Source organism: Ferribacterium limneticum (assembly GCF_020510585.1).
GTDB lineage: Bacteria > Pseudomonadota > Gammaproteobacteria > Burkholderiales > Rhodocyclaceae > Azonexus.
This window is the reverse complement of the sequence record NZ_CP075190.1, coordinates 4,355,594-4,376,721: the sequence shown is the minus strand read 5'-3', so window position 1 is coordinate 4,376,721 and position 21,128 is coordinate 4,355,594. Positions and strand designations below refer to the sequence as shown.

General features: G+C 62.1%; 22 protein-coding genes. 11 read left to right on the top strand and 11 right to left on the bottom strand.

All coding sequences use genetic code 11. The features are described 5' to 3' along the window. Positions 1 to 3: 3 nt before the first annotated feature. Positions 4 to 1,410, bottom strand: a complete 1,407-nt coding sequence (locus KI613_RS20970) for a tetratricopeptide repeat protein (RefSeq protein ID WP_226403145.1) — start codon at positions 1,408 to 1,410, stop codon at positions 4 to 6. An 88-nt stretch (positions 1,411 to 1,498) separates the two neighbouring features. Between KI613_RS20970 and KI613_RS20965 the strand changes: the two genes are divergently transcribed. Beyond that, positions 1,499 to 2,266 carry a TIGR01458 family HAD-type hydrolase gene (locus tag KI613_RS20965; RefSeq protein ID WP_226403144.1) on the top strand — a complete coding sequence of 256 codons (768 nt, stop codon included), beginning with the start codon at positions 1,499 to 1,501 and terminating at the stop codon, positions 2,264 to 2,266. Between the two features lie 9 nt (positions 2,267 to 2,275). On the opposite strand, the gene KI613_RS20960 is transcribed toward KI613_RS20965, so the two are convergent. From KI613_RS20960 to KI613_RS20945, 4 genes are all read right to left on the bottom strand, one after another. Beyond that, the gene (locus tag KI613_RS20960) at positions 2,276 to 2,890 is read right to left on the bottom strand and encodes a hypothetical protein (protein ID WP_226403143.1); all 615 of its coding nucleotides are present in this window, start codon (positions 2,888 to 2,890) and stop codon (positions 2,276 to 2,278) included. 156 nt (positions 2,891 to 3,046) lie between these two features. Continuing rightward, positions 3,047 to 3,964, bottom strand: coding sequence for an ATP-binding cassette domain-containing protein (locus tag KI613_RS20955; protein ID WP_226403142.1), 918 nt, complete (start codon positions 3,962 to 3,964; stop codon positions 3,047 to 3,049). Continuing rightward, positions 3,952 to 4,590 carry an alpha/beta hydrolase gene (locus KI613_RS20950; RefSeq protein ID WP_226403141.1) on the bottom strand — a complete coding sequence of 213 codons (639 nt, stop codon included), beginning with the start codon at positions 4,588 to 4,590 and terminating at the stop codon, positions 3,952 to 3,954. Before KI613_RS20950 ends, KI613_RS20955 begins: the two co-directional genes overlap by 13 nt. Further along, positions 4,587 to 4,895, bottom strand: coding sequence for a (2Fe-2S) ferredoxin domain-containing protein (locus KI613_RS20945; RefSeq protein WP_226403140.1), 309 nt, complete (start codon positions 4,893 to 4,895; stop codon positions 4,587 to 4,589). The genes KI613_RS20950 and KI613_RS20945 overlap by 4 nt, the downstream gene beginning before the upstream one ends. Before the next feature lie 177 nt (positions 4,896 to 5,072). Here KI613_RS20945 and KI613_RS20940 point away from each other — a divergent pair, with 177 nt between their 5' ends. Continuing rightward, on the top strand, positions 5,073 to 6,380 hold the full coding sequence (locus KI613_RS20940) for a hemolysin family protein (RefSeq protein ID WP_226403139.1): 1,308 nt from the start codon (positions 5,073 to 5,075) through the stop codon (positions 6,378 to 6,380). 106 nt (positions 6,381 to 6,486) lie between these two features. Continuing rightward, positions 6,487 to 7,701: an MFS transporter gene (locus tag KI613_RS20935; protein ID WP_226403138.1), complete on the top strand. Its 1,215-nt coding sequence runs from the start codon at positions 6,487 to 6,489 to the stop codon at positions 7,699 to 7,701. A 130-nt stretch (positions 7,702 to 7,831) separates the two neighbouring features. Here the strand turns inward: KI613_RS20935 and KI613_RS20930 are convergent, their stop codons facing one another. From KI613_RS20930 to KI613_RS20905, 6 genes are all read right to left on the bottom strand, one after another. Continuing rightward, complete coding sequence (locus tag KI613_RS20930) at positions 7,832 to 8,716, bottom strand: hypothetical protein (RefSeq protein WP_226403137.1); 885 nt, start codon at positions 8,714 to 8,716, stop codon at positions 7,832 to 7,834. 62 nt (positions 8,717 to 8,778) lie between these two features. Then, positions 8,779 to 11,496: a cation-transporting P-type ATPase gene (locus tag KI613_RS20925; protein ID WP_226403136.1), complete on the bottom strand. Its 2,718-nt coding sequence runs from the start codon at positions 11,494 to 11,496 to the stop codon at positions 8,779 to 8,781. Beyond that, positions 11,445 to 12,503: a VanZ family protein gene (locus tag KI613_RS20920; RefSeq protein ID WP_226403135.1), complete on the bottom strand. Its 1,059-nt coding sequence runs from the start codon at positions 12,501 to 12,503 to the stop codon at positions 11,445 to 11,447. Before KI613_RS20920 ends, KI613_RS20925 begins: the two co-directional genes overlap by 52 nt. A 136-nt stretch (positions 12,504 to 12,639) precedes the next feature. Continuing rightward, positions 12,640 to 14,187, bottom strand: coding sequence for a sodium:solute symporter family protein (locus KI613_RS20915; protein ID WP_226403134.1), 1,548 nt, complete (start codon positions 14,185 to 14,187; stop codon positions 12,640 to 12,642). A gap of 70 nt (positions 14,188 to 14,257) precedes the next feature. Beyond that, on the bottom strand, positions 14,258 to 14,914 hold the full coding sequence (locus KI613_RS20910) for a pseudouridine synthase (RefSeq protein WP_404827021.1): 657 nt from the start codon (positions 14,912 to 14,914) through the stop codon (positions 14,258 to 14,260). Beyond that, positions 14,908 to 15,144 (bottom strand): hypothetical protein, encoded by a 237-nt coding sequence (locus tag KI613_RS20905; RefSeq protein WP_226403132.1) that lies wholly within the window; start codon positions 15,142 to 15,144, stop codon positions 14,908 to 14,910. The genes KI613_RS20910 and KI613_RS20905 overlap by 7 nt, the downstream gene beginning before the upstream one ends. A gap of 201 nt (positions 15,145 to 15,345) precedes the next feature. Between KI613_RS20905 and recA the strand changes: the two genes are divergently transcribed. Genes recA through KI613_RS20865 form a run of 8 tightly spaced genes read left to right on the top strand, consistent with a single transcriptional unit; the run spans position 15,346 to position 21,122 of the window. Beyond that, on the top strand, positions 15,346 to 16,374 hold the full coding sequence (gene recA, locus KI613_RS20900; protein WP_117610097.1) for a recombinase RecA: 1,029 nt from the start codon (positions 15,346 to 15,348) through the stop codon (positions 16,372 to 16,374). Next, positions 16,367 to 16,798, top strand: a complete 432-nt coding sequence (gene recX / locus KI613_RS20895; RefSeq protein WP_226403131.1) for a recombination regulator RecX — start codon at positions 16,367 to 16,369, stop codon at positions 16,796 to 16,798. Before recA ends, recX begins: the two co-directional genes overlap by 8 nt. Next, a complete protein-coding gene (lptB, locus tag KI613_RS20890; RefSeq protein ID WP_226403130.1) occupies positions 16,795 to 17,529 on the top strand; it encodes an LPS export ABC transporter ATP-binding protein in 735 nt (244 codons plus the stop codon). Before recX ends, lptB begins: the two co-directional genes overlap by 4 nt. 27 nt (positions 17,530 to 17,556) lie before the next feature. After that, positions 17,557 to 19,029: an RNA polymerase factor sigma-54 gene (locus tag KI613_RS20885; RefSeq protein WP_226403129.1), complete on the top strand. Its 1,473-nt coding sequence runs from the start codon at positions 17,557 to 17,559 to the stop codon at positions 19,027 to 19,029. Positions 19,030 to 19,044: 15 nt separating this feature from the next. Further along, complete coding sequence (hpf, locus tag KI613_RS20880) at positions 19,045 to 19,371, top strand: ribosome hibernation-promoting factor, HPF/YfiA family (protein WP_226403128.1); 327 nt, start codon at positions 19,045 to 19,047, stop codon at positions 19,369 to 19,371. 56 nt (positions 19,372 to 19,427) lie between these two features. Beyond that, positions 19,428 to 19,874 carry a PTS IIA-like nitrogen regulatory protein PtsN gene (ptsN, locus tag KI613_RS20875; protein ID WP_226403127.1) on the top strand — a complete coding sequence of 149 codons (447 nt, stop codon included), beginning with the start codon at positions 19,428 to 19,430 and terminating at the stop codon, positions 19,872 to 19,874. Positions 19,875 to 19,883: 9 nt separating this feature from the next. After that, positions 19,884 to 20,819, top strand: coding sequence for an HPr(Ser) kinase/phosphatase (gene hprK, locus KI613_RS20870; protein ID WP_226403126.1), 936 nt, complete (start codon positions 19,884 to 19,886; stop codon positions 20,817 to 20,819). 45 nt (positions 20,820 to 20,864) lie between these two features. Further along, positions 20,865 to 21,122 carry a PsiF family protein gene (locus KI613_RS20865; RefSeq protein WP_226403125.1) on the top strand — a complete coding sequence of 86 codons (258 nt, stop codon included), beginning with the start codon at positions 20,865 to 20,867 and terminating at the stop codon, positions 21,120 to 21,122. Positions 21,123 to 21,128: the final 6 nt, after the last annotated feature.

Sequence of the window (21,128 nt, the reverse complement as noted above, 5' to 3'; positions counted from 1 at the left end):
CAATCACGGCACGCTGGCGATTGCTTGGCCGCGTCGCTCCACCAGATCAGCCAGCGCATCTTTAAGCTGGGCGATGACCGGCCCCCAGGTGCCGGTGGCGTCCTGCCGGAACAGCCGCATGACCCCGGGGTACCACGGCGAATCGCTGCGCTCGGCGAGCCAGCGCCAGTCGGTCTTGTAATCGGGCAGCAGAACCCAGCAGCGTCGACCGAGGGCGCCGGCCAGATGGGCCGCCGCGGTGTCGACGGCGATGACCAGATCGAGATTCATCATGACCGCCGCCGTGTCGGAAAAATCGGCGATATCGGCGCCGAGCGGGGTGATAGAAAAAGGCGCGACGGCGCTGGCCGTTTCGTCCTCGCCAGCGCCCTTCTGCAGGCTGAAATAGCGAATGCCCGCCACCTCGCCGAGCGGCGCCAGATCATGCAGCGAGCGCAGTGAACGATAGGCGTCATTCTCGAAGCGCGGATTGCCCTTCCAGACCAGTCCGACGCGCAGAGCGTCGCCGCTGTCGCCCATGACAGCTTGCCAATTGGCGACCTTGTCCGGCGCCACCTGCAGGTAGGGCAGTTCGGCCGGGATGGTGTCGAGGCGCGTGCCCAGGTAATACGGCTGGCTTAAGGGCGGTGTCCAGAAATCCCAGGCGATGCCGGGATCGGGTTCGCCGACGGCAATCGCCTCGTCAATGCCGGCCAGATGCTGGAACAGGCTTTTGAGCGGCGGGTGGCAAAGGACGGAGACGCGCCGGGCGCCCAACTCCTTGAGCCGATTGCCGTAGCGGCAGAACTGGATCATGTCGCCGTGACCGGCCTCGAGCCCGATCAGGATGGCTTTCCCCGCCAGCGATTCACCTTGCCAGCGCGGCATGCCGAGGTTTTTCGCGATCTGCGCGTACCAATCGCGGGATTCCATGTGGCGCCAGCCTTCTTCGTAGCGCCCCTGGCGCAACAGCAGGTGGGCGAGGTTGAAGGAGGCTTTTTGATAGTCGGGTGCCAGTTCCAGCGCCTTGCGGAAACAGGGCTCGGCTTCCGCTTCGCGTTTCATGCAGGTCATCAACACGCCGAGATTGGACCAGGCGGCGGGCGATTCGGGGTCGATGGCCAACGCACTCTGGTAGGCCACCTCGGCTTCAGCAAAGCGCTGCTGCGATTCGAGCAGGGCACCCAGGTTGATGTAGGTTTGCAGCTGCATCGGGGCCAGTGCCAGGGCCTGACGGTAGCAAGCCTCGGCTTCCTGGTTGCGGCCCTGACTGTCGAGCAGATAACCGAGATTGGCGTGCGCTTCTGACAGCGCCGGTGCCAACTGCAAGGCTTGGCGAAAACCGTTTTCCGCCGCCACGAAATCGCCCTGCTCCATGTCCCGGAGGGCTTCATAAAAAAGCTGTTCGGCGGGAGCGGGAGGTGTTGTCATCCGATTATTTTAGCCCGCTAAGCCAATGACAAAACTTTAGCCAAAAATGATAATCGAACACTGTCAAAACTTTTCAGAGGTGGCGGAGATGGCGCCGACAATTTCACCGAAAGCGGTATTGATCGATCTGGCCGGCGTGCTCCACACCGGGGATGACGCCTTGCCGGGGGCGGTGCGGGCGCTTGATCGGTTGCGGGCATCGGGCCTGCCCTTGCGTTTCCTGACCAATACGACGCGGACGCCGAGCACCATTCTCTTCGCCAAGTTGCAGCGCATGGGTTTCACGCTGGCCGCCAGCGAGATACAGACGGCGGCGCTGGCGGCGCGAACGCTGGTCCGTAGCCGGGGTTTGCGCCCGCTGTGGCTGATACATCCCGATATCGCTGCCGAAATGGGGGAAAACGATCCCGAGCCCAATGTTGTCGTACTCGGCGATATGGGCACGCATTTCACTTACCCGATCCTCAATCATGCTTTCCGCCTGCTTATGGAAGGCCTGCCGCTCATGGCGATGGCGCGTAATCGCTATTTCATGGAGCCCGACGGGCTGTCGCTGGACATGGGCGCCTTCGTCGCCGGGCTGGAGTATTCGGCCGGGATCACGGCTGAAATTACCGGCAAGCCGGCACCGGCTTTCTTCAATGCGGCGCTGGCTGAGCTGGGTATCGCGCCGGCTCAGGCGGTGTTGATCGGTGACGACCTGAGCGATGACATCGGCGGTGCCCAGGCGGCGGGTATTCCGGGGATTCTGGTGCGGACCGGGAAATTCCGGGCCGGCGACGATGCGCATCCGGAGATCCGTCCGGCGGCGATTTACGATGATTTTACTGCTGTGGTCGACGCCCTGCTCGGCTGAAAACGAGGTTCAGCCGAACTTGCGTTGATGCGCTTCAACGGCTTTCAGGCGGGCTTCCTTGAGGCGAAGCAGGACTGAATCGGGAAGTGCTTCGTCGGTATCCGGCACTTGGCTCAGGGCGTGGGCTTCGACCGCCTTGAGTCGCGCCACCATGAGGCGGAGCCGAATGTGGCCGGGCACTTCATCACGATCAGCTTCGTCGCTGGCCGATTCGTCGACGACTTTGGGGCGATTGAACGAACGGTGCAGGTCGAGTTCGTCGAGGCCGCCCTGATAGTTGTCGTTCGGGTCGTAGGTGAAAATCTGTGGCTCGCCGGCGTGCATGCTGGCGCTCAGCAGCGCTACCTGGCGGCGCTCGGTGCGGCTCAGCATGAGGACGGTCGCTGCTTTTTTCTTGGCGAGGCGCGCCTCGATGCGTGACTTTTTGGCGGCGCGCAAGCGGTCCGATTCTTCGAGCGTCAGCTCCTTGATGGCGCGCGGCGGCATCGGAATGGCCGAGATGGTGACGCCTTGGGCGGCTACGGACATGTCGACGACGGAAGCTGCCTCGTCGGAAACTTGTTCCGAGGCACCCACTTCCACTGCCGAGAATGCGAGCACTGCCGCGACGATCAACCAACGCATTGCGATTTCCAAACTGATCCAATAGATCATTCTAGCAGATTTTGGAAAATGTCCAGGAGAAACATGAGCTTGGCATCTCGGGCGGCGAATGCCAAGGGCCTGGGTTGGTGCCGTTTCCGGGCTGGTTTGCTGGCTGACCGGCTTTTTGCGCCGAGTTCAGTCGCGCAGTTCGCGGCCGGTCAGCTTGATGAAAACGTCTTCGAGGTTGGAGGCGCGGTGCACGTAGCGCAGGCCGTCGGCGTCGGCTAGCCGGGCCAGCAGTTCGCGCGGGTCGCGGCAATAGAAGAAGGCGGTTTCGCCGCTGGTTTCGACGCGCTCGGCGAGATGCTTTTGGTTTTTGACGAAATTTTCCAGTTGACCGTGGGATTCGTCAAAAACCTCGACGACTTGCGGTTCGATCTGTTCGGCGATCAGTTGGCGCGGGCTGCCTTCGGCGATCTTGCGGCCGTGGTCGATGACGATCAGCGTGTCGCACAGGCGTTCGGCTTCGTCCATGAAATGCGTGGTCAAAATCAGCGTCTTGCCGGCCGACTTGAGTTGCTTGAGGCGTTCCCAGATCAGGTGGCGGGCCTGCGGGTCTAGGCCGGTGGTCGGCTCGTCGAGGAAGATGATGTCGGGGTCGTTGACCATCGCCCGGGCCAGCGTCAGCCGGCGCTTCATGCCGCCGGACAGCGTCGACAAGCGGGCCCCGGCCTTGCTCGACAGACCGGCAAAATCGAGCAGCTGCGGGATCTTGGCGCGCATGGCGGCGTCCTTGAGCCCGAAGTAGCGGCCGAAGACGAGCAGGTTTTCGGCGCAGGTGAAATCCGGGTCGAGGTTGTCGAATTGCGGCACGACGCCGATGCGCGCCCTCGCCGCCTGGGCGTCGTCGGGAATGACGTGGCCGTTGAGCATGATGTCGCCGCTGTCCGGCCCGGTCAGCCCGAGGCAGAGGCGCAGCGTTGTCGTCTTGCCGGCGCCGTTCGGGCCGAGCAGGCCGAAGCAGGTGCCGGGTTCGACGGCGAACGACAGACCGGCGACGACTTCGCTGTCGCCGTAGGTCTTGCGCAGATTGCTGGCTTCTAGTGCCGCCATGCGCGCGTCACGATGTCGCGGATGAGGTGCAGGCGACGGTGGAAGAAGTGATCGGCGCCGGGTACGACGACGACCGGCAGGTCGAGCGGCAAGGCCCAGGCATAGACGTTGGCCGGCGGCACCAGCGTGTCGTCGGAACCGTGGATGACGATGGTGTCGTGCGGCACGGCTTCGGTGTCGTATTGGCGGCTGCCTTCGACGTGGCCGGCGGCGGTGCCGACCAGCACGAGGCGCTGGGCCGGGTGGCCGGCGTCGACGAGGCGCTTGGCGACGCGGGTCTGGCAATAGGCACCAAACGAGAAACCGGCCAGCGCGATGGGCAGGTTGCCGCAGCGGCACTTGGCGTCTTCGATGACGGCGAGCAGGTCGTCAACTTCGCCATGGCCTTCATCATGGACGCCCTCCGTGCCACCAACGCCGCGGAAATTCGGGCGGAAGGCAGCGTAGCCAAGGCTGACGAAAGTGCGGGCCAGCGTGTAGGCGACCTTGTTGGTGTTGGCGCCGCCGCCCATCGGGTGCGGGTGGGCGATCAGCGCGATGCCCCTGGGGGCGTCCGGACGTTCCATGATGACCTCGATCTTGCCGACCGGGCCGTCGATCAGGATTTTCTCTTCGGGGGCTCTCATATCTTCAGGCGCTCGACGACACGGCCGTTGATCAGGTGTTCCTGGATGATTTCTTCGACGTCTTCCTTGTCAATATAGGTATACCAGACGGCTTCCGGGTAGACGACCATGACCGGGCCTTGATCGCAGCGGTCCATGCAGCCGGCCTTGTTGATGCGCACCTTGCCCTCGCCTTTCATCTTGAGCTGGGCAATGCGGTCCTTGGCGTAGGTCTGCATTTCCGTCGCACCGCGGGCGTTGCAGCAGGCTTCGCCGGCTGCGCGCTGGTTGCAACAGAAAAAAACGTGGTGTTTGAAGTAGCTCATGCGGGGTCTCCTGTGCAGACCCGCATTATAGGCGAGGCGGTTTCACGTGGAACGTGGTCTTCTCTGCAATGGGCGAGCCACAACACAAGTACACCGGACCGGATTGGCGCGGAGCGCTGGAGTAGTATCCGATTCATCCAATTCACTTGAAGGAGCGGGGCACGAGGTGCCCGGCATATGGGTAGTAGTTTCTTGCTGGTCCTGCTGGCGCTTGTTCTCGTCGTTTTGAACGGCTTTTTTGTTGCCGCCGAGTTCGGCCTGGTAAAACTGCGCCAGAGCCGGGTCAAGGCGATTGCCAAGAAATACGGCTGGCGTGGTCGCATTCTGGCCAGGGTCCATCAGGATCTGGAAGCCTACCTGTCGGCCTGCCAGCTCGGCATCACCCTCGCCTCGCTCGGCCTGGGCTGGATCGGCGAGCCGGCCTTTGCCGATCTGCTGCGCCCGCTGCTCAGCACCTTCGGCGTGGTCGGTGAGGAACTGGTACATGGCATCGCCTTTGCCGTCGCTTTCTTCATCATTTCCTACTTGCACATCGTGGTCGGCGAACTGGCCCCCAAATCGATGGCCATCCGCGTCACCGAGAAGGTCGGGCTGTGGACGGCGCCCGGGTTGTACGCCTTCTACTGGGCGATGTATCCGGCCATCTGGGTGTTGAATCACAGTGCCAACTGGGTTCTGCGCAAGGTCAATCTGGATGTGAATACCGGTCACGACACCCACTACTCGGCGGAAGAGCTCAAGGTCATTCTCCGCTCGTCACGGGCCAATGCCGATTTCACCGGCGACGAGTGGCGGGTCCTGGCCCAGGCGCTCGATTTTCGCGACCTCGAGGTCGCCGACCTGATGCGGCCGTTCAGCGAAGCCGTGCCGCTGTCGGAAACGGACGACATCGAGGTCAGCCTCGAGCGGATCGTGCAGCATCGTTTCAGCCGCTATCCCTATCTGGCCGAGGATGGTCACGCCAAGGGCGTAGTCCATCTGAAAGACATCTTCATCGCCCTGCGTAAGGATCCGGACCTCAACACGCTGGACAAACTGGTACGGCCGGTCGTCGTCGTTTCGCCGAGTCTTTCGGCGACCGAGCTGTTTCGCCGCTTTCGCAAGGGGGCGCCGCATTTTGCCGTGGTCGCCTACAACGACGGCCATCCGATCGGCTTCATCACGCTCGACAACCTGCTCGGTGCCTTGGTCGGCGAGATTCGCGACGAATTCCGCCAGACCCACAACGAGTGGTCTAGGCTCGATGATGGCTCGCTGATCGGCAAGGGCAGTCTGCCCATCTTCACGCTCGAGCGGACGTTGGGCATCGATATCGACGAAGCCGGCGTTGATTCGGTTGGCGGTCTCATCCTGCAGCAATTGGGCGCCCTGCCGGAAGAAGGACAACGCATCTCCTTTCCCCAGTTTGACGCCGTGGTGAAGAAGATGATCGGACCGCGGATCGTGCTCATTCGGATTATTCCGAAGACGGACAATCCATCCTGAACGGACTCCAGTGAGCGACCCATTTCAATTTTGGGCATTTTCCCCGGTTGACCGTGGAAGTCGCTCGCTGTTGCACAATGGGCCATCCAGGGCATAGGTAAAGACGATGGCTGAAGGCGGAGTGGCGAGCGGTGCGTCCGGTTTCCAGATAATTGCGTTGGGAACGGCGCAGACCATCGCCTGGGCTTCATCGGCTTATTTGCCGGCGGTGATCAGCCAGCCTGTCGCGCACACTCTTGGCGTTTCGACCTCCACGGTATTTGCGGCGTATTCGTTCGGCTTGCTGGTCATGGCGGCACTCGGGCCGGTTATCGGGCGCAGCATTGATCGGCATGGCGGGCGCGGGGTGCTGTGCTTTTCCAATGTCGCGTTTGTCGCCGGCCTGCTCCTGCTTGCTTCGGCGTCCAGTGTGGTCATGCTGTTTGCGGCGTGGGCCGTGATCGGCGCTGGCATGGCGCTCGGCCTCTACGATGCGGCGTTTGCCGCGCTCGTCCGGCAGCATGGCATGCAGGCCCGGCAGTCGATTACCGGGATTACCCTGCTTGCCGGCTTCGCCAGCACCATAGGCTGGCCGCTGACCTCGGCCGTGGTCGCCGCCAGCGACTGGCCGACGGCCTGTCTGATGTGGGCTGCGGCGCATCTGCTGATTGCCCTGCCGCTCAACTGGCTGACGCTGTCGCCGGCGACCAGCCTCTTGCCGTCGGCCGAACTGGCGTCTGCGACGGCGCACCCGGACGACATTGCGGGCAGCCGACGGGCATTTGTCCTGGTGGCTGTTTTTGGCACGGCGACGTCGTTTGTCACCTCGGCCATGGCGGCGCATCTGCCCGGCCTGTTGCAGGCGCTGGGCGTCGCCGCCGGCCTGGCGATTGCCGCCTCGGCGCTGGTCGGGCCGGCCCAGGTGGCGGCGCGGGCCATCGAGTTTGTCGCCAGCAAGCGCCTGCGGGTTCATCCGCTGAGTACGGCGCGGGTGGCCGTCAGCTTGCATCCGGTAGGCGGCCTGGTCCTGCTGATCGCCGGCGGGATGTCCTGGGCGCCGGCCGTCTTTGCCCTTCTGCACGGTGCCGGCAACGGCCTGATCACCATCGCCAAGGGCACCCTGCCGCTGGCCCTGTTCGGCGCCAGCGGCTACGGCGTCCGGCAGGGCGTGCTGGCCATCGGTCAGCGTCTGGCCCAGGCTGCCGCGCCGTTTCTGCTGGCGCTCATTCTTGAACATTGGGGCGGTGGCGTCGCCATCCTGCTCACCGGCGCTTTGTCGGGCATCGGTCTGCTTGCCCTGGCCGGCATCAAAAGAACGGCCTCAGCGGCGCCGATTCAATAAAAGCGAGACGTGCCCAGGCAGAAAACGAGGGCGCATTTCAAATTTGGGCGTTTTTTCCGGTTGACCGTAGACAGTCACGCGCGTCGCGGGGCACGGCAAATAGTTCAAGCTTGACTGCTTTTTTTGGCAATCAGCGCCGATTGGCCAACGTTCCCTGAAGCTTTACGAAGACAGCCTTTTTGCCGATCTCGCATTCGATGCTGGCCATGCCTGGCGTGGTCTGTTCGTACATGTGGCTGCGAATCCGGATCAGCGAGTCGAAGCCGCGTTCGGTGGCGTCGCCAACCATATCCTTGAGCGTATTGAGTACGGCTTGCTTGCAGGAAGCCTGGAGGTCCTGGCGGTTCACCGTAGCGGAGCCAGCGTAGTCTTCTGGAATGCCGCGCACCCGGTAGTCCGGGGCGTCGATGCCCCAGTAGCCCTTTACCTTGTCGGCAAAAATAGCCTGGGCTTCGGGGGAGTCGGCAATGGGCGCGAGCGCGACGTAGATCGACTCTTCCCAAGGCTCGCGATAGGGGGCGCGGAGCAAACGCTGGTCGTCCTCGGCGGCGCGCTGGACGGTGTCGGCCGTAGCACCTAAGGTGGAATGCAGGCTGAGCACCGTGACCTTGTAGGCCGGTGTGCAGCTGAATCCGTTCGGATCCTGGGCGGGGGTGTCGCCGTCCATGGCGCGCAGGTTGAGGATGCTGTCGTAACCGCCGGCAACAGCGTCGCTGACCATGGACCTGATGGCGTTGGTGAACGCTTCCACACAGTGCCGCTTCGAGCCACCGAAAGGGTTTATGGAAATGCCCGTGCCGGTGTAGGTATCGGGCGCGGCGGATTCGACGATGGTCGGCGAGGCGTCGTTGGCGAGATAAATCCTGATCCTGGGGTCAAGCACGGAGCGGATTGCCTTGTCCGCCAGCAAGTCGCGAAACTGGAAGTAAATCGGATCGGCGGCCTGGGCCAGACTGCTGGCGAGGATGAGTCCGGCGGCGAGCAGACGCGGTGCGTTGATGGAGAACAAGGACATGGGAAAAATCGACCTCTCGGCAAGAGGGGATGGAAGACGCCCAAATTATGACATGAAGGTGATCAGGTGGTGCGGCGGGCCAGGCGGGCAGCAAGATGCTTTTCAAGCCCGATGAGCGTCGAACAGAGCAAGGCGACGGCGACTATTTCCGCCCATTCCATCAGCCCGATCGGTGCCGTCTGGAATAGCCGATTCATCACCGGCAGGTAGGTCATCGCCAGTTGCAGGGCGAGCATGCTGCCCAGACCGGCCCAGATCCATGGATTCGAAAACAGGCCCTGGCTCCAGAAACTGCGGGTCAGCGAACGGCAGTTGAAGAGGTAGGCGGCTTCGACCATGACGAAGACGTTGACGGCGACGGTGCGTGCTTCGGCCAGGCTGTGACCCTGATCCAGTTCAAGCAGGAAGAGGCCGAAGGCGCCGGCCAACAGCAGGAAGGAGACGAGGACGATGCGCCGGATCAGGCCGCTGTCGAGCACCGGCTGGTCGAGCCGGCGTGGCGCCCGACGCATGACGCCGCGCTCGATCGGCTCGAAGGCGAGGGGCAGGCCGAGCAGGACGGCGGTGGTCATGTTGATCCACAAAATCTGCAGCGGAGTGATTGGCAGCGTGCTGCCGAAGAGGATGGCGGCGACGATGACGAGGCCTTCGCCAAAGTTGGTCGGTAGGGTCCAGGTGATGAACTTGACGAGGTTGTCCCAGACGCCCCGGCCCTCCTCGACGGCCGCCTCGATGCTGGCGAAATTGTCGTCGGTGAGGACCATGGCCGCTGCTTCCTTGGCCACTTCGGTGCCGGCCAGGCCCATGGCGATGCCGATGTCGGCCTGCTTGAGGGCGGGTGCGTCGTTGACGCCGTCGCCGGTCATTGCGACGACTTCGCCGCGCGCCTGCAGGGCGCCGACGAGGCGCAGCTTCTGTTCCGGTTCGACACGGGCAAAGACGTCGACGCTGTGGGCGGCTTCGCCCAGCGCGGTGTCGTCGAGCTGGGCCAGTTCGCGGCCGGTCAGCGCTTTTTCCGCATTGAGCCCGATCTGGCGGGCGATGGCGAGCGCCGTGACAGCGTGGTCGCCGGTGATCATCTTGACCCGGATGCCGGCCGAATGGCAGTTGCGGATGGCGCCGATGGCGGCCTTGCGCGGCGGGTCGATCATGCCGACGAGGCCGATCAGGGTGAGTTTTTCGATGCCTTCCACGGTCAACCGGAAATTTTGGCCAAAATTGAAATCGCGTCGGGCCAGCAGCAGCACGCGCATGCCCTGTTCGGCATAGGCGCAGGCCACTTTTTCGATGGCTGCGCGGTCGATGGGCAGCGGTTGGCCATTCGCCGACAAGCGATCGACGCACAGCGGCAGCAGGCGTTCGAGGGCGCCCTTGACGTAGACAACGCCCTGCCCGTCGCCCTCGTGGGCGGTGGCCATGAATTGCCGGGTGGCGTCGAAAGGCAGCACGTCGCGACGCGGAAAGAGCTTGCCCAGCGTGTGTTCGTCGAGCTTGCCCTTGCGCGCGGCGACGATCAGCGCGGCTTCGGTCGGGTCGCCGGTAATTTTCCATTGGCCGTGCTCGTGGCGCAGCGAGGCGTCGTTGCACAGCGCCCCGGCGATCAGGGCTTCGCGCAGGGCGCCGTCGATATCGGCCGGCATTTCGTCGTGGGTGATGGCGCCTTCCGGCGCGTAGCCGTGGCCACCGACGGCATAACCTTCGCCGGCGCACCACAGGACGCGCACGGTCATGGCGTTTTCGGTCAGCGTGCCGGTCTTGTCCGAGCAAATCACCGTCGTACTGCCCAGCGTTTCGACCGCCGGCAGATGGCGGATGATGGCCCGCCGTTTGGCCATGCGGGCGACGCCGATGGCCAGCGTAACGGTCACGGCGGCCGGCAGACCTTCGGGAATGGCGCCGACGGCGAGCGCCACGGCGGCGATGAACATGTCGAAAGCCGAACCGCCGCGGGCCAGCCCGACGCCGACGGTAAGCAGCGCCAGCCCGCCGATGGCCCACAGCAGCCAGTTCGAGAAGGTCGCCATCTTGCGCGTCAGCGGCGTGACCAGATCGGGCGCGGCGGCGATCAGGCCAGCGATGCGCCCGGTTTCGGTGGCGTCGCCGGTGGCGATGACCAGCCCGCTGCCCTGCCCGGCGACCACCGTGGTACCGGCGTAGGCCATGTTGAGGCGGTCGGCGAGCACGGTGTCGGGGTGCAGCGCGGCGATGTCCTTGGTGACGGGCTGCGATTCGCCGGTCAGCATCGAATCGTCGGTGTGCAGTTCGTGCTGCTGGATCAGCCGGAGGTCGGCCGGAATGCGGTCGCCGGCAGCGAGCATGACGATGTCGCCGGGGACCAGTTGCGTCGCTTCAAGCTGCTTGCGCTGGCCGCCACGACGGACGGTGACCGGCGTGGTGACGCTGCGCGCCAGCGCGGCCAGGGCGCCTTCGGCTTTGGCTTCCTGCCAGTAGCCGATGATGGCATTGGTGATGACGACGCCAAAAATCACGCTGGCGTCCACGACTTCGCCGAGGGCGCCGGTGATGGCTCCGGCGGCGACGAGGACCAGCACGAGCGGTTGCATGACCTGGTCGGCGAAGCGTCGCCAGGCCGGCTTGCCGGGGCGTTCGGTCAGGCTGTTGGGGCCGTGGCGGGTAAGGCGGGAGGCCGCTTCGTCGTCGGCCAGGCCGGTGGCGTGATCAACCCCCAGCCGTTGGGCGGCCGCTTCGGCGGTGTCGGCATGCCAGGCTAGGTCCGGCGCGTCGTCAGAAACAGGAAGGGCAGGGTCAGGAAAGGCCATAGGGTAGCGACCAGGCGCGTCAGGCCATTGAAGTTGAGAAAGTGCCCTTGCCGCCAGACGGCCAGCGCAGCTTCCGAATAGGGGTTGGGCGGTGCCATGTTGACCAGCACAGTACCCGCCAACAGTGCCAGCACGGCAATCATCAGGCGCGGCGCTACCGGCAGGGCGATGGCGACGGCAAGAATGCCGCCACCGACGACCAGCCCGAGCCTGGCGCCCGGCGTCAGCCAGGCCAGTGAATCGGCCGGGCTGACCAGAACGGCAGCGGCGACGGTGCTGATGACCAGACAGAGGAACAGGAAGAGCGGCACGATGAGGTAGGCAAAAAGCAGCCGCGCGCACAGCATGCGGACGATCAGACCGACGGCGACGACATTGAAGGCGGTGATGCTGGCCTCGATCATGACGAAGCTCTCGGCGGCGAAGGGAACGGCGCCGGTAAACCCGAAAATCTGTCGCAAATCGCCGGCGCCAAAGAGCAGTGTTTCCGGCGAGAGCGGGACGAGCAGCCACAGGCCGAGCAGCGTCAGGCCGAGTTCGGCGTGCGGGATGGGGGCGATCAGCCGGTGTTCGAGTGCGGCGAGGCGGGCAAAAACGCGTGGCCCGACGTGTTGCGCCCACAGCGCGCCGAGCAGCCCGCCCAGCGTGTTGCAGGCGAGGTCGAGATTGGATGGGACGCGCGAGGGTAGCCAGGTCTGCAGCGTTTCGAGACCGAAACTGACGCTGCCGGTGAGCAGTACGGCGAGGATCAGGGCGGTGAAGCGCCAGGGCAGGTTGCTCAACGCCAGCGTCAAAAAGAAGCCCAAAGGCAGGTAGACCGCGACATTGGCCGCCAGGTCGAAGACCGTCCAGTAGCGCGGCCAGCCGCCTTCGAGGAAGGCAATCGGCGAGACGCCGGTGTCGCGCCAGCCGGTAAACGGGTGCAGGCTGCCGTACACGACCAGTCCGCACCAGGCGAGCGCCAGGTAGCGGGAAAGCAGAATGGGGCCACGACCGTGATGTGCCATGACCTGATTTTAGGGGTGATTGGCCGGCCCGTCAGCCCTTATGTGTCGTAACAATGATGGTGGCGTACGGGATTTTCAGGTGACGGTTGGTCACACTGTCAGGTAAATCCTGAGCATCCGGGAGTTTCGCCAAGATTTAGTGGTGGTGCGGATGTTCGGTGGCGTGATGGGTTTCCGCCGCCGCCCTATGATGCAGGGCTTCGTGGACGTCTTCGTGTGGCAGCGGGTGGCCGACCCATTGCGGCAACAGCGATCCGGCGATCATGCCGAGGATGCTGACGGCCAGCCCGATCAGCTGCGGCGGCACGGCCTGGCCGATGCCGACCAGGGCGTAGGCGTACTCGGGCGCGCCGGATGGCTGGCCGCTGACGCTGACCAGCACTTCAATCAGGATCCACGCTGACAGGCCGCCGAAAATGGCAGCCAGCGCACCCTGCGTCGTCGCCCGCTTCCAGAAGGCGCCGAAAAAGAGCGGCACGAAGGCGCCGGCCAGCGTGATCTTGTAGGCGTTTTCGACCATCTTGAAAATGCTGGCGTTGGAATACAGCGCGAAGCCAAGGACGATGCCGGCAAAGACGACGATGGAGCCGCGCATGACACGCAAAAACTGGTGGTCGCCCATGTGCGGGTAGAAGCCGCGCACGATGTTTTCCGAGAAGGCGACGGATGGCGCCAGCAAGGTGGCCGACGAGCAGCTCATGATGGCCGACAGCACGGCGCCGAAGAAGATCGCCTGGGCGAAGATCGGGGTGTGTTGCAGCACCAGCGTCGGGAGGACGAGCTGCGAGTCGGTCTGCATCAGGCCGTTGAACAGGTCCGGGTCGATCAGCGTTGCCGAATAGGCGATGAACATCGGCACGAAGGTGAAGCAGAAATAGATCGAGGCGCCGAGGATGGAGCCCCACAGCGCGATGTTCTGACTCTTGGCCGAGGTGATGCGCTGGAAGACGTCCTGCTGCGGGATCGAGCCGAGCATCATGGTGATCCAGGCACCGAGGAAGGTCAGCCACAGCCACGGGTCGGGCGGCGGGAAGAAATCGAGTTTGCCGGCTGCCGAGGCGTGATTGACGACCATTTCGACGCCGCCGGTCAGCCCGGAGACAACGTAGCCGATGTACAGCATGCCGCCCATGATGACGCCCATCTGGACGAAATCGAGGATGGCCACCGAGAGCATGCCGCCAAAGGTCGTGTAAGTCAGGACGATGGCCGCGCCGAGGATCATGCCCGCCGTCTGGCTGACATAACCGGCGGTGACGACATTGAAGACCAGCCCGAGCGCCTTGATCTGGGCCGATACCCAGCCGAGGTAGGAGGCGACGATGCACAGCGTGGTCAGCACCTCGACCGTGCGGTTGTAGCGCAGGCGGAAATAGTCGCCGAGGGTCAGGATGTTGAGCTTGTAGAGTTTCCGCGAGAAGAAAACGCCGGCGATGATCAGGCACATCGACGAGCCGAAGGGGTCGGCAACGACGCCGGTCAGGCCATCCTTGACGAAGGTGGCGGAAACGCCGAAGACGGCTTCGGCGCCGAACCAGGTGGCGAAGACAGTGGCGGTGACGACCGGCAGCGGCAAATGGCGGCCGGCCACAGCGAAATCCTTGGCGCTATGGACGCGGGTCGCGGCAAACAGGCCGATGCCGATGGAAACCATCAGGTAGAGAACGACGAACCAGATCAGCATGATCTTACGGTCAACCGGAAAAAAGGATTAAAACGCAAAAATTATACGGTCGTTGTGCGGTTTCACAGCGTCAAAACGGGGCGTCGGAATGAAATTGGATGGCTGCTGCGGTCAACGGGTGAAAAAGGCCCAAATCCATGGCGTGCAGCAGCAGTCGATCAGCCAGCGCAGTCGCCACACCGCCGTACAGGTCGTCGCCGAGAATCGGGTGGCCGAGCGATGCCATATGGACGCGCAACTGGTGCGACCGGCCGGTCACCGGCTCGAGTTCGACGCGCGTCGTGTTGGCGTCCGGATCTCGGCTGACGACGCGAAAACGGGTCAGCGACGGCTTGCCGATCTCGAAATCGACCTTTTGTCGCGGCCGATTCGGCCAGTCACAGATCAACGGCAGCTCAACCTCGCCGGCATCGTCAGCCATCAGCCCGAAAACGACGGCGACGTAACGCTTGTCGATCTGCCGTTCGCGGAAAAAGCGCGATAGCCGGCTATGCATTTCCGCGCCGCGCGCCAGAACGAGCAGGCCGGAGGTAGACATGTCGAGGCGATGGGCAATCAGCGCATCGGGAAAACGGGCCTGAACGCGCGACGCCAGGCAGTCGTCCATGCCCTCCCCACGCCCCGGGACGGAGAGCAGCCCGGCCGGTTTATCGACGACGATGATTTCGTTATCGACATGGATGATGGCCAAGCCGTTGTCGGGCGGCGGAAAATAGGCCGTCAAAATGCCTTCACCCGGATACTGCAGCCGCTGTCGCTGAATGCCGTGCTCTCGCGAAACCAGCCGGCGCCCGGCGAAGTCTGCGCGCAGACGCGATGGTCGGTCGAGTGGCTCGCCCACCAGTACCACGGCGCTGGCTTGGCCCAGCCCTGAGGCGCCAGGACGGCTAGCGAAACACCGAGCAGCAGCTTGCCGAGCGTTGATTTGAATGCAGAATTTTCTTGCCAAGCGGCCATGGTATGAGTACTGTATTTATACACAGTATAAAAGTAAGTGCGGAGCGGGCTGGAATATACCCTGTCCTTTCCGCGTCATCACTGAAATTGAAGGCTGACGATTGCATATCCGAAGCAATTGACCTGTCGATCAAGCTCAGCAATTTCTATTCCATCTTTGGCCCCTGTGCCATAATCCGCTCAAATTTCCGAGGTAACACCATGGACGACAACAAGGCAAAGGCGCTCGCCGCGGCGCTGCAACAGATCGAAAAGCAGTTTGGCAAAGGCTCCATCATGAAGATGGGCGATGCCGAAATTGACGAAGGCATTCAGGTCGTGTCTACCGGCTCGCTCGGTCTGGACATCGCGCTGGGCGTCGGCGGCCTGCCGCGCGGCCGCGTCGTTGAAATCTACGGTCCGGAATCTTCCGGCAAGACCACGCTCTGCCTGCAGGTCGTGGCCGAAATGCAAAAGCTCGGTGGCGTTGCTGCCTTCATCGACGCCGAACACGCGCTCGATCCGCAATACGCCCAGAAGCTCGGCGTCAGCGTCGGCGACCTGCTCATCTCGCAGCCGGACACCGGCGAACAGGCCCTCGAAATCGCCGACATGCTGGTTCGTTCAGGCTCGGTCGACATCATCGTCATCGACTCGGTCGCCGCCCTTACGCCGCGCGCTGAAATCGAAGGCGAAATGGGTGACCAGATGGTCGGTTTGCATGCTCGCCTGATGTCCCAGGCCCTGCGCAAGCTGACCGCCAACATCAAGAAAACCAACACGCTGGTCATCTTCATCAACCAGATCCGCATGAAGATCGGCGTCATGTTCGGCTCGCCGGAAACGACGACCGGCGGCAACGCCCTCAAGTTCTACGCTTCGGTTCGCCTCGACATCCGCCGCATCGGCGCGATCAAGAAGGGTGATGAAGTCATCGGCAGCGAAACCAAGGTCAAGGTCGTCAAGAACAAGGTCGCCCCGCCCTTCCGCGAAGCCATCTTCGACATCCTCTACGGTGAAGGCATCTCCCGTCAGGGCGAAGTGGTCGAAATGGGCGTTGCCCACAAGCTGGTCGAAAAATCCGGCGCCTGGTATTCCTACAAGGGCGAAAAGATCGGTCAGGGCAAGGACAATTCCCGCGAATTCCTCAAGTCGCACCCGGAAATCGCCCAGGAAATCGAAGCGAAGATCCGCGAAGCGGCCAGCACCACAGTCATCAAGCCGACTAAGGCGGCTGCGGCGGATGCCTGACCTGCGCGTCCGCGCCCTGCAATTGCTGACCCGGCGTGATTACAGCCGGGCCGGCTTGCAGGCCAAGCTCGCTCCGCATGCCGAATCGGCGGAAGAGCTGTCGGTGGTGCTCGATACCCTGCAGGCCGAACGCCTGCTCTCTGATTGCCGCTACGCCACCCAACGGGTCGCCGTGCGCGGAAGACGTTACGGCGATGCGCGACTGCGGCAGGAGTTGCGCCAGCAAGGGGTCAGCGATGCCGACATCGCCACGGCCCTGCCCGAAGCCGGTGATGAAACCGAGCGCTGCCGTGTTATTTGGGCCAAAAAATTCGGTCGACCGCCGGAAACTGCCGAAGAGCGTGGCAAACAGATGCGTTTCCTGCAATATCGTGGTTTTTCCAACGACGCCATTCGGCGGGCCATGCAGGGAGCGGATGAATGAACATGCCGGCAGCCAAACTCTCGGCCCACAATCTCAAGAAGCGTTACAAGGCGCGGACTGTCGTCGAGGATGTCTCCTTTGAGGTCAAGTCCGGCGAAGTCGTTGGTCTGCTCGGTCCGAACGGTGCCGGCAAGACCACCTGTTTTTACATGATCGTCGGGTTGGTCGCGGCGGACGGCGGCGAAGTTTACATCGACGACAATCGCCTGACCCATCTGCCGATGCATAGCCGGGCACGCCTCGGCCTGTCCTACTTGCCGCAGGAAGCCTCGGTTTTCCGCAAGCTCAATGTCGAGGAAAACATCCGCGCCATCCTCGAGCTGCTCAATTTGCCCGAAGCCGAACTGAATGATCGCCTCGAGGGCCTGCTGGCCGAACTGCACGTCAGTCATGTCCGCCACGTCAATGCCTCGGCCTTGTCGGGCGGCGAGCGTCGCCGCGTCGAAATCGCCCGCGCGCTAGCCACCAATCCGCGTTTCATCCTGCTCGACGAGCCGTTTGCCGGCGTGGACCCGATCGCCGTGCTCGAAATCCAGAAAATCATCCGCTTCCTCAAGGAGCGCGGAATCGGCGTCCTGATTACTGACCACAACGTCCGCGAGACGCTGGGTATTTGCGACCACGCATACATTATCAATGCCGGAAACGTTCTGGCGGCTGGACGGCCGAACGAAATCGTTGATAATGAAAGCGTACGAAAGGTTTATCTCGGCGAGCACTTCAAGCTCTGACCGGAAGATAGAAACCGACCCCAACCGATGAAGCCGGCACTCCAGCTAAAACTCTCCCAACATCTGGCACTGACTCCGCAGCTGCAGCAGTCGATCAAGCTGCTACAGCTGTCGACGATCGAAATGCAGCAGGAACTCGAGCGTTATCTGCTCGAGAATCCCATGCTCGAGCGCGAGGACGAACCGGGTGGCGAGGCATTTTCAAATGCTCAGCAATTCGATTCGCCCCAAACCAGCGAAGGTGAGCGCGAGCAAAAGGCCGAACGCGAAGAACGCGACGCGCGCGACGACCGCGAGCAGGATGTTCCATCAGCCCCATCCGATGTCGATGATGACCGTTGGGCCGCCGATGCCGGTACGTTTACTGGCGCCGGGCGCGACGAAGACGACGACAGCGATTCGCAGGATATTCACGGCACGACCATCAGCCTGCGCGATCATCTCGGCTGGCAATTGGGGATGACCCAGGTTTCGGAACGCGACCGCAGCCTGGTCCGTTTCCTGATCGAAGCCCTCGATGACGACGGCTACCTGTCGGCAACCCTGGAGGAACTCTGGGAAACGCTGCCGCCGGAATACGAAATTGAAATCGAAGAACTGGAAATTGCGCTTCATCTCATCCAGAATTTCGACCCGGTCGGGATTGGCGCCCGCAATCTGCAGGAATGTCTGGCCCTGCAACTCAAGGCCTTGCCGGGGAGTTGTGAGGTCCGCAATCTCGCGCTAACCATCGTTCAGAAGCATCTGGAACTGTTGGCCGCCCGTGATTTCGCCAAGATCCGCCGTCTGACTGGTTGCGATGATGAGTCACTGAAGGCTGCGCAATCGGTGATTACCAGCCTGAATCCGCGACCGGCCTCCCGCTTTTCCCAGATCGAAGCCCGCTACATTACGCCGGACGTGATCGTAAAGAAGCTCAAGGGGAAATGGACCGCCTACATTAATCCCGATGCTTATCCGCGCCTGCGCATCAATCGTCTTTACGCCGAAATTCTTTCCAAGCAGCGGCGTGGCAATGGCCACCTGTCTACTCAGCTACAGGAAGCCCGCTGGCTGATCAAGAACGTACAGCAGCGTTTCGAGACCATACATCGCGTGACACAAGCTATTGTCGATCGCCAGCGTCAGTTCTTCGAGCACGGTGAAGTGGCCATGCGGCCGCTTGTCCTGCGCGAAATTGCCGATATTCTCGGTTTGCACGAGTCGACCGTATCGCGCGTCACCAGCCAGAAATACATGGCGACGCCGCGCGGTATCTTCGAACTCAAATACTTCTTCGGCAGTCATGTTGCCACCGATACTGGTGGCGCCTGTTCTGCTACGGCCATCCGGGCGCTGATCAAGCAATTGATCTCGGCCGAGGATGGCAAGAAGCCCTTGTCGGATAGTCAATTATCCGAAATACTAGGCCAGCAGGGAATCGTAGTTGCCCGACGGACGGTTGCCAAATACCGCGAGTCGCTCAACATCCCCCCGGTCAATTTACGCAAGACCCTGTAGAGAGAGGAGAAAAAAGTGAATCTGCAGATCAGTGGTCACCACATTGAAGTCACCCCGGCACTTCGCGAATACGTCGAGAACAAGCTGGATCCCGTGATCCGCCATTTTGACAAGGTAACCGGCGTCAGCGTCGTGTTGTCGGTTGAGAAACTCAAGCAGAAAGGCGAAGTCACGCTTCACGTGCCTGGTAAGGACATCCACGTTGAAGAATCAGGTGACGATCTCTACGCCGCTATCGATGCCTTGTTCGACAAGCTGGACCGTCAAGTTCAGAAGTACAAGCAAAAAGTCCAGGACCACCATCGCGGTGACAAGCCAGGGCTGCATACCGTCGCTGAATAAGCGCTGAACGGGCCGCACCGTAACCGGTTGCGGCCTTTGTTTTTCTCACCTTCCCTATGAACCCCTTAACCAATCTTCTATCAACCGATCAGGTTCTGCTCGATCTTGAAGCCGGCAGCAAGAAGCGGGTCTTCGAACAAGCAGGAATGCTGTTTGAAAATCGCCTTGGTCTTGCCCGATCGATCATTTTCGATAGCTTGTTCGCTCGCGAAAAGCTCGGTTCTACCGGCTTGGGCCAGGGGGTGGCGATTCCCCATGGTCGAATCAAGGGGTTGAAACAAGCCGTTGGCGCATTCCTGCGTCTGGCAACCCCGGTACCGTTCGATTCACCGGATGGTCGCCCAGTCGATCTGCTCTTCGTTCTATTGGTTCCCGAGCAAGCGACGGAGCAGCATTTGCAGATACTTTCGGAGTTGGCCCAGAACTTTTCTGATCGGGTATTCCGCGAAAAATTGCACGTCGCTCCTGACGCTGCGACTGTTGTTGCTCTATTTCAGGGCTGAGCTTAGTTCGTGCGCCACGTGAGCCTGGTTCAGCTTTACGAGGACAATCGCGAAAAGCTGCTGCTGAACTGGAACATTGTTCCGCAGGCCGACCGCCGTATCGAGATCAAGGGCTCCAATAACTATGGCGCCGATCTGGTTGGTCACATCAATATCATTCACCCGGAACGTCTGCAGGTCCTCGGCCTTGCCGAATATGAATGGGCCATGCGTATTGGCGAGCGTCGCTTTGCACAAATGCTTGGTGATCTGCTCGGCGCCCAACCGCCCGCCGTGATCGTCGCCGACGGGCTGACGCCACCACCATTGGTGGTCGAGACCTGTACCCAATTGACGACCCCGCTGATTTTCTCACCCAAGCCGTGTTCGGCGATCATCGATCTGTTACGTATCTACCTGTCGGCCCGTCTGGCCGATACGGTCAGCCTCCATGGCGTATTCATGGATGTCCTCGGCATGGGCATCCTGATTACCGGAGACTCCGGTGTAGGCAAGTCGGAACTGGCGCTGGAGCTGATCTCCCGGGGGCATGGGCTAGTCGCTGACGATGTCGTCGAAATGGCCCGCATCGCGCCGACCACGATCGAAGGCCGTTGCCCCGGAATGTTGCGCGATTTTCTCGAGGTGCGTGGCCTCGGTTTGCTCAACATCCGGACGATTTTTGGCGAAACAGCATCTCGCCGGAAAATGAAGCTCAAGCTGATCGTTCACCTGCAAAAAACGTCGACCGCAGCCGATGCGCCGCGCCTGCCGCTCGATGCGCAAACGCATGAAGTGCTCGGAGTTCCGATCCGCAAGGTTGTCATTCCCGTGGCTGCTGGTCGCAATCTGGCGGTGTTGCTTGAAGCGGCGGTGCGCAATACGATTCTTCAGTTGCGCGGGATCGACAGCATGCAGGATTTCATGGATCGCCAGCAGCGTACGATGCTTGACGATGACGCATGAATGGCCGATAGTGCATCGGCTTTTCAACCTTATAGGGGACACCCAATGAAGAAATTGATCGCGCTGCTGATTGTTGCATTCGCTGCTACCACTGCTTACGCCGCTGATGATTGTGCCGCGCAGGCCGCCGAGAAAAAGCTGGCTGGTGCCGCCAAGAACAGCTTCATGAAAAAGTGCACCCGCGATGCTGGCGCAGCCCCGGAAAATGAGGCTTGTGCTGCTACCGCCAAGGAAAAGAAACTGGCTGGTGCCGCCAAGAATAGCTTCATGAAGAAATGCTCGGCTGAAGCTGCAGCCAAGTAAACAATC

Bases quoted from the DNA above. Each gene is read 5' to 3' on its own strand.
- KI613_RS20965 (WP_226403144.1), top strand. From the start codon at position 1,499: ATGGCGCCGACAATTTCACCGAAAGCGGTATTGATCGATCTGGCCGGC.
- KI613_RS20950 (WP_226403141.1), bottom strand. From the start codon at position 4,590: ATGAGAGCCCCCGAAGAGAAAATCCTGATCGACGGCCCGGTCGGCAAG.
- KI613_RS20930 (WP_226403137.1), bottom strand. From the start codon at position 8,716: ATGTCCTTGTTCTCCATCAACGCACCGCGTCTGCTCGCCGCCGGACTC.
- KI613_RS20915 (WP_226403134.1), bottom strand. From the start codon at position 14,187: ATGCTGATCTGGTTCGTCGTTCTCTACCTGATGGTTTCCATCGGCATC.
- KI613_RS20935 (WP_226403138.1), top strand. From the start codon at position 6,487: ATGGCTGAAGGCGGAGTGGCGAGCGGTGCGTCCGGTTTCCAGATAATT.
- KI613_RS20905 (WP_226403132.1), bottom strand. From the start codon at position 15,144: ATGGCCGCTTGGCAAGAAAATTCTGCATTCAAATCAACGCTCGGCAAG.
- recX (WP_226403131.1), top strand. From the start codon at position 16,367: ATGCCTGACCTGCGCGTCCGCGCCCTGCAATTGCTGACCCGGCGTGAT.
- KI613_RS20960 (WP_226403143.1), bottom strand. From the start codon at position 2,890: ATGCGTTGGTTGATCGTCGCGGCAGTGCTCGCATTCTCGGCAGTGGAA.
- KI613_RS20865 (WP_226403125.1), top strand. From the start codon at position 20,865: ATGAAGAAATTGATCGCGCTGCTGATTGTTGCATTCGCTGCTACCACT.
- KI613_RS20920 (WP_226403135.1), bottom strand. From the start codon at position 12,503: ATGGCACATCACGGTCGTGGCCCCATTCTGCTTTCCCGCTACCTGGCG.
- ptsN (WP_226403127.1), top strand. From the start codon at position 19,428: ATGAACCCCTTAACCAATCTTCTATCAACCGATCAGGTTCTGCTCGAT.
- recA (WP_117610097.1), top strand. From the start codon at position 15,346: ATGGACGACAACAAGGCAAAGGCGCTCGCCGCGGCGCTGCAACAGATC.
- KI613_RS20925 (WP_226403136.1), bottom strand. From the start codon at position 11,496: ATGGCCTTTCCTGACCCTGCCCTTCCTGTTTCTGACGACGCGCCGGAC.
- lptB (WP_226403130.1), top strand. From the start codon at position 16,795: ATGAACATGCCGGCAGCCAAACTCTCGGCCCACAATCTCAAGAAGCGT.
- KI613_RS20885 (WP_226403129.1), top strand. From the start codon at position 17,557: ATGAAGCCGGCACTCCAGCTAAAACTCTCCCAACATCTGGCACTGACT.
- KI613_RS20940 (WP_226403139.1), top strand. From the start codon at position 5,073: ATGGGTAGTAGTTTCTTGCTGGTCCTGCTGGCGCTTGTTCTCGTCGTT.
- KI613_RS20945 (WP_226403140.1), bottom strand. From the start codon at position 4,895: ATGAGCTACTTCAAACACCACGTTTTTTTCTGTTGCAACCAGCGCGCA.
- KI613_RS20970 (WP_226403145.1), bottom strand. From the start codon at position 1,410: ATGACAACACCTCCCGCTCCCGCCGAACAGCTTTTTTATGAAGCCCTC.
- KI613_RS20955 (WP_226403142.1), bottom strand. From the start codon at position 3,964: ATGGCGGCACTAGAAGCCAGCAATCTGCGCAAGACCTACGGCGACAGC.